The sequence below is a fragment of the uncultured Methanofollis sp. genome (assembly GCF_937919355.1).
Taxonomy (GTDB): domain Archaea; phylum Halobacteriota; class Methanomicrobia; order Methanomicrobiales; family Methanofollaceae; genus Methanofollis.
The window spans coordinates 1-6,229 of the sequence record NZ_CALFSA010000143.1; the positions used below are offsets into that span (position 1 = coordinate 1).

The 6,229-nt window shown below is 58.6% G+C and carries 4 protein-coding genes; all 4 read right to left on the reverse strand.

Features of this window, described 5'->3' with window-relative positions:
* A partial coding sequence (gene cas3 / locus Q0520_RS06925) for a type I-D CRISPR-associated helicase Cas3' (RefSeq protein WP_298668037.1) occupies positions 1-1,703 on the reverse strand: 1,703 nt, incomplete at its 3' end.
* Positions 1,700-2,452, reverse strand: a complete 753-nt coding sequence (gene cas5d / locus Q0520_RS06930) for a type I-D CRISPR-associated protein Cas5/Csc1 (RefSeq protein WP_298668029.1) — start codon at positions 2,450-2,452, stop codon at positions 1,700-1,702. The genes cas5d and cas3, both read right to left, overlap by 4 nt.
* A gap of 5 nt (positions 2,453-2,457) precedes the next feature.
* The gene (cas7d, locus tag Q0520_RS06935; RefSeq protein WP_298668031.1) at positions 2,458-3,411 is read right to left on the reverse strand and encodes a type I-D CRISPR-associated protein Cas7/Csc2; all 954 of its coding nucleotides are present in this window, start codon (positions 3,409-3,411) and stop codon (positions 2,458-2,460) included.
* 1 nt (position 3,412) lies between these two features.
* On the reverse strand, positions 3,413-6,229 hold a 2,817-nt coding region (gene cas10d, locus Q0520_RS06940), incomplete at its 5' end, for a type I-D CRISPR-associated protein Cas10d/Csc3 (RefSeq protein WP_298668034.1).

The window sequence follows — 6,229 nt, forward strand, 5'->3', positions numbered from 1 at the left end:
ACCCGCTCCGAGATCTCGCGACCCCATGAGCGGCGATCCTCTGGAAGAGCCCGCAGGAACTCCTCGCGAGTCACGACCTCCAGATCGGTCCAGCGGAGCAGGAAGAAGAGGTCGTAGGTCCCGGAACTCCCGTCAGTCGTGTTGAGATAGGCAAGGTCCATCCCTTTCCCCCGGAAACTGACCAGTTCATCGATCAGGTCGAGGAGGGGGAGGTCGTCCTGCGTGTAGTTCTCAAGCGGTACAAGGCCGGGAAGCTGGAGCATCTCCTCTGGAGAGATCCCGGAACCGACGAAATAATGATAGTAGAGGAGACCAAGTCCCCGATGCTTCACTTCGTCTTGCTGATCTGTTGGCACGCCGCCGGTGAGAGGAGGATACGCGCCTTTGATCTTTGCTCTGGCCTCCCGGGCCCCGATGCCGGATACATGTCTACAGAGATACTCCCAAGCCTCCAGGTAACCGTAACGCCAGCTGAAACTCTGCGCCACCCTGGGGTCTCGCATTGTCATACGGAGACCGGCCTCAAGGTCAGACCTCGACACCCGCTCAACCGACGAGAAGTGGTCGACGGTCTCGCGCGGCGCATAGCAGACCGCCCGGTAGGCGACCCCGGACTCAGGGTTCCTGAGGCGGCCAAACCTCTGCAGGAACTCGCTGAGGTTGTGCGCCGAGAAGATCAGGCGCTGGATCGCCGTCTCCCCCTTGAAGTCGATCCCGACCTCGACCGCCTTGTTCCCGACAAGCACATCGAAAGGTTCGTCCATCGAACCCCGGTGGTATCCGCTCATCTCGCAGACGCGAAGATCAGTATGCTCCCGCAGGAAGTCGGCCACCATCCAGACTTCCGCAGGACTGTCCAGGATGACCGCTGTCCTGCACCCCTCGCAGAACTCCAGGAAACGATCGATATCTGCAAGGATCGCCTCCCCCACGCCAAACCTCGTTCCCCGGACAAAGCGGAGGTCCACCTCGGGCATCACCGGCACCTCGTCAGCGACAGGCAGGGTGCACCGCGGCCCGGCGACCACAAGGTTGCCATGCATGACATCCTGGATTTTGGCAAGAGCACGCTCGTTCGGAGTCGCCGAGAGGAAGAGAAAACGCTTCATCCGTGCCGAATCGTAGAACGAGATCTCATGGAGGAGAAAGAGGATCATGTCGGTCTGTTTGAGGTCGAAGAGATGGAACTCATCTAAGGCCACCGTCGAAACTGTGTTCCTCAAGAACGAAGCGAGATAACAGTTGGAAAAGTAGCCCTTCAACCCGTAGATAAAGATGTCAGGGTTGGTGACGATGACCCCGCCCGACCGCTTCATAGTCCTGACGATCTGCTCCAGCACATCGCCCTTCGTGATCCGGTAGTCATACTCGTCCCTTCTCAAGCCAAGTTGTTCGGCGTCAAGGTATTCCACGGCCTTCGACGGGTTCAGGCGGTCCCGGAGACGGCAGAGAGACCTGTACTGGTCCCGGGCCAGGGCGTTGGTCGGGTACAGGGCAAGGACCACACCGAGGCGGTCGCCGGTAAGGGCGGGCACGGCCCATGCATTAGTCTTTCCTGATCCTGTCGGGGCCGTAAGCGCAAGATAATATTCGTCCTGCGTCTCGATGGTCTCCCGGGCAATCACCTGATGACCGAAGGGAGGCATATCCCCGACCAGCGGTTCTGCATCATATCGCGGCAGGGAAAGCCCCTCGACGATCATGCCCGCCACCGCCTGAGGAACTGCAGGCCGGCCGGGAGACAGACCTCCTCACCATCGGTGCAGGTGAACGCACAGTACGGTCCCTCAAACCGCCCCTGCTCGATCACGTCGAACGGGATCATCCGGGAGAAACGGATGTCTCCGATCGGCATACTGACCAGGTCGTCGACAAGGACCGGGTGGTTCATCATGAACGACCCAGAAAGCCGCCTGACCGGCAGACGGTTCCACTCGATCAGGGCCTTGGTCCGTTTTTTCCCGACCCGCACGTAGGCCGGCAGGTCAGGGACCGCCCCGTCGAATGCCAGGACAAAGAAGCGGAATTTTGCACCGGGCTGGATCTGCTTCCGCGTCCCGATCTTCCCCGTCGGCGAGTTCATCTGCTTTTCCGGCTGGTTGGGCTGGACGTAATCATCGCCCCGAGCATTGGCATTCTCGGTAGTGAACCTGAGAGGGGTGATCGGCCGGGCGACCGAGACATAGATCTCGTCGGCAAACGCCGCCGTGTCCTCGACATAGGTCGGCTGTTGCCTCTTCGACCTCCGACCCGTTGCCCGGTTCACATAGGAACCACGGGCATACCCCAGAGCGTAGTAGAGCGCCGTGTTCAGGATCAGGGGCTTTGTCACGTACCGGTTGCCGGGTTCAAGGGTGGCAAAAAAGAGCTCACCCATGAGTTCCAGCACACCCTCGTAGACCTGCACGTCCTGCTTCGCCGCCAGAGGTGTGGGTGCGACAGTTGCAGACATAGCCTTCACTTCTTGGGCACGTCAAGATAGTCGTCCAGTTTTCCAAGCTGGGTCGTGAGCAGGGACGCGACCTCCGAGTCCTCCTTGATTGCGTCGAGAACCTCCGCGGTCGCCGCCTCGTCGACCTTCGTGCAGGCGATCCGGTGGCGGGATGCAAGGTCTTCATAGCCCGTGACCGCCGCCGCCTTTACTTTTTCAAGGTCCAGAGTATCAGCGGACATCACCTGCTGGATCGCCTCCTGATCAGACCCCCCCGCGAGGGCAAGGATGATCTCGCGCGTCACCTCAAGACTCGACGGCCCTTCCCGACCGCCTGCGTAGACACCGAGGATGTGGTTCCTGACCTTCCCGAAGCGCGTCCCCGTGGCGCCGTACCGGGAGTTCCGGTCCGTGATGTTCATGAAGAAGAGCACTTCCTCAAGAGTGACGTCTTTGAGGGTCACCACGCAGGGGAAGAGCACGCCTTCCTTGAAGAAGTCGGGTTCACGGATTCCAGATGTTGCGTTCTTCACGTAGGCGTCGCCGGGTGCGTTCTGGAAGAACTCCTCGACGACCGTACTCAGGGACCGGATCGTGTAGGCCTCGTCGTACATGACGCGGGAGGTCATGCTGACAGCGCCTTCAGATGCGGCGCTGCCAAAGAGAGCGCACTCCGGGCACTTCTGGCACATCTTTGTCACCTCCATCGAGCAACCGTCCCAGTCGGCCTTTTTCTTCTTCATCTCGTCGGTGATCAGGGCCCGCTGAACCGCCTTTGCAGTGCGGCGGTCGCTCGCCACCTGCTTACGACCGAAGAGTTTCCCGACCGTCTCCTCGGTTTCCCCGATGCGGATGACCGCCGAGAGCAGTTCACGGAGGACCAGGAGGTTCACGTACCGGTTCTTCGGCCTCTTCTCGGGTTTTTCAAGAATGTAGTCCTTGATCGTTGCACCAAATTTCTGGATCGCATCTTCGCTCATTTTAATTTCCTCCTTCTACAGTTTTCTTCTCTTCAACGGCTGTACTCTGTGCGGCGTTTTTTCTCTGGTAATACTCTTCACGCAGCTGGAGCGTCGCCGCGTAGAACCCGTCCGCGAGGTCGTTCTCCGCACGCTTCATCTTCCCGGCGTTGCCGTCGAAAAGTCCATAAAAGACATAATCAACGAACGCTTCGGCAAATGCCTTTGTCTGCTCGGTATGATCGTGGTTACGCCAATTGACCCGGAAGAACTGGTCATCACCGGCGCGCTCCATCATCTTGAGCAACCGGCCCATAACGGCGTCAACGTAATCTTCGCGCTGGAACTTCTGCGTCCCCCGTGCGAGGACGGCCCGGACCGACTCCCTGAAGAGTCTCTCGATCTTATGCGGTTCAAACCCCTTCGGGATCACAACATCCATCCCGATTTGGGCAAGTTCATGGAGTGTCTGTATAGTCATAGGATCACCTGCAATCTGGTCCAGTTCGATCGCCCATTCGAGAAGCCTGACAGACTGGTTGTAGACCTTCTTATCAGACTGCACCGAGTAACCCCGGACGCGGTTGATGAAAGCCCCGGTCTGGCCCTCGCTCTCACTGTTCTTTCTCCAGAGCACCTTGAGGAGAGTGCTCCCCGGACACCGGTGGTTCCTGAGTGTCTGCAGATGTTTCGGGAACCACTTGTCCTCCAGGGCGTACTCGTACCCCAGGGCGACGACCAGGGACGCAACACGGAGGTCTGAGGGGAGTCTCGACAGGGGGATCGTGTCATGAAAGATGCGTTTTACCGCCGCATGCGGTGCTTCCAGCAGGACCATCTCGTTGAACTCGTCTCCGCCTGTCATACAGATCGGGTTTTCACCGACCACCACCCGGCACCCGGTCGTCGTGGCAAGCAACATCCCGAGATACGCCCCGAAGAACCAGTACTCGGTCTCATTGTCCTTCATTTTGTTGAAGACAACGTCATAGGTGGTGTACAGGGTCGGATCAAAGGCTGTGAAACCCCCACCCGTATACCGGAAGAGTCCACGGCCCCCTGCCTCGGCGAAGAGTTCCCGCACCAGTGCTGTGAGGTCGAGGGTAGACCCGTTCAGGGCTTCCACCGCCAGGGCCCTGATATTCGTCATCGCCTCTTCGTTGAACCGGCTCAGGAGATCAGAGAAGATCCGTGCGACGAGAGGCGTGTGGAAGTAGTCAGGGATCAGCCGGAAGTAGAGTTTATCCTCGCCCTTCTTGATCTGGTGGCCGATCTTCCTGAGCCCGAGTTCGACTTCGACCGGCACCGAGACCGAGAGTTTCGGTTCTGTTCCCCCAAGGACGGCATGGTTCGAAAACGAATACCCGAGCATACTGACGTCCTTTGAGGGGATCATTTCCTCCGTGTCAAACGGCGTATCTGCGGTGAGGTGGCAGACGCCCTTCCCCCGACAGTAAGCGTCAAACTTCGAGACTTTGTTCTCAAATGCACCAAAGGCCATCGACCCGTTCAGGTCGAGGTTCTCTGCAAACCAGACCAGGAGTTTGTCCTGATAGGGATAGAGGAGGCTTTCTTTGAAGGCTTCCATCGTCTCAGTCGGGATGCTGGAGAGGAACGAATCGACCAGGGATGTGAGGTACGCGATCTTCCTGTCAGTCGTAAGGTCAGCGAAGCGGACACCGTCGAGAGAGGAGTCGAGCAGAACCCGGGCAATCACATAGGAATAGTTCCAGAACCCCCCGACCGCATGATGATCCTTCCCGCGGTGATTTTGGGCATAGCCCGCCATGAGGTATGCAAGACCCTCGTCGACCTGAAAGAGCCGGCAGGTCTCAAGGATGGAGTCGTCGGTGGGCAGGGCGTGGGCCTCTGTGAGGGGATCGATGACCGCTTTTCTCAGTCCTGCGATCGCCCGCGCATAAGAAATGATCCGGGCGTCCCAGCCGATGTCGATGCCAAAGTCTTCCCTGATATGATGTCGGTACCCGACCTGACTTGCAAAGAGGCTTGGCCCGGCGATGGTGATCTCTGTCCCTTCGACCGTCCGTCCGTCAAGCCTGACAGACTCCGGGACGAGGGGAGATTTCGACCGGGTCTGAGAGGGAGGACGGCAGAGGATCTCCACGTCTGCAGGTTCCACCGCACTCCCGTCGACTGTGATCTCAGATATGGCTGGCGCCGGGATGTCGATGACCCTCAGGGGCGGTTGCTGCATCTCAGGTACCGCTTTTCTGGCCAGGAGTTTGTGCTGTGCGAGGTCGATCTCGATCTGGCCGGTGTTCTCTGATTCTTCCCTGAGGACCGCCGCCGCCATGAACCCCTTCATCACGGTCGGGATGCCCGAGTAGAAGAAGGAGGCGTTATCGACTGAATAGAGCCCCTTGCTCCCCTGAACAGTGATACTCTCGGAGAACTCAACGGGACTTGAGATCGCCGCATGGCAGGAGTTGAGAACATGCTCGAACTCCCGGTAGATCTCGATCAGGGTCTTGCGGCCCGGGTCTTCGAGGTCGATCCCTTTCGATCCGACGTAGATAACGCCGGTCTCGAAGATGAGGAAAGGATACAGACCCTTTTTCTTTGCCCATTCAGCAACACCGGTGTGCACAACATTCGAGAGGATGCCAGTCGACTCTTGGAACCGGTGATAGTAGAAAGAAAGCGACGGATCGATAAAGCCGAGGGCCTTGCGCATCGAATCGGTGACCCGAGGCCTTTCCAGACCTGCCAGAGCGTCGGCGAGTTTCAGCCACCGGAGGTAATCCGTGAACTTCTGCGAGAGGTCGGCGTGATATCCGCATTTAGAGTGGAGAGCGACGGCAATGGACTGATAGTCCTC

Coding starts and splice junctions, on each gene's coding strand:
- cas5d (WP_298668029.1), bottom strand. CDS start 2,452: ATGTCTGCAACTGTCGCACCCACACCTCTGGCGGCGAAGCAGGACGTG.
- cas7d (WP_298668031.1), bottom strand. CDS start 3,411: ATGAGCGAAGATGCGATCCAGAAATTTGGTGCAACGATCAAGGACTAC.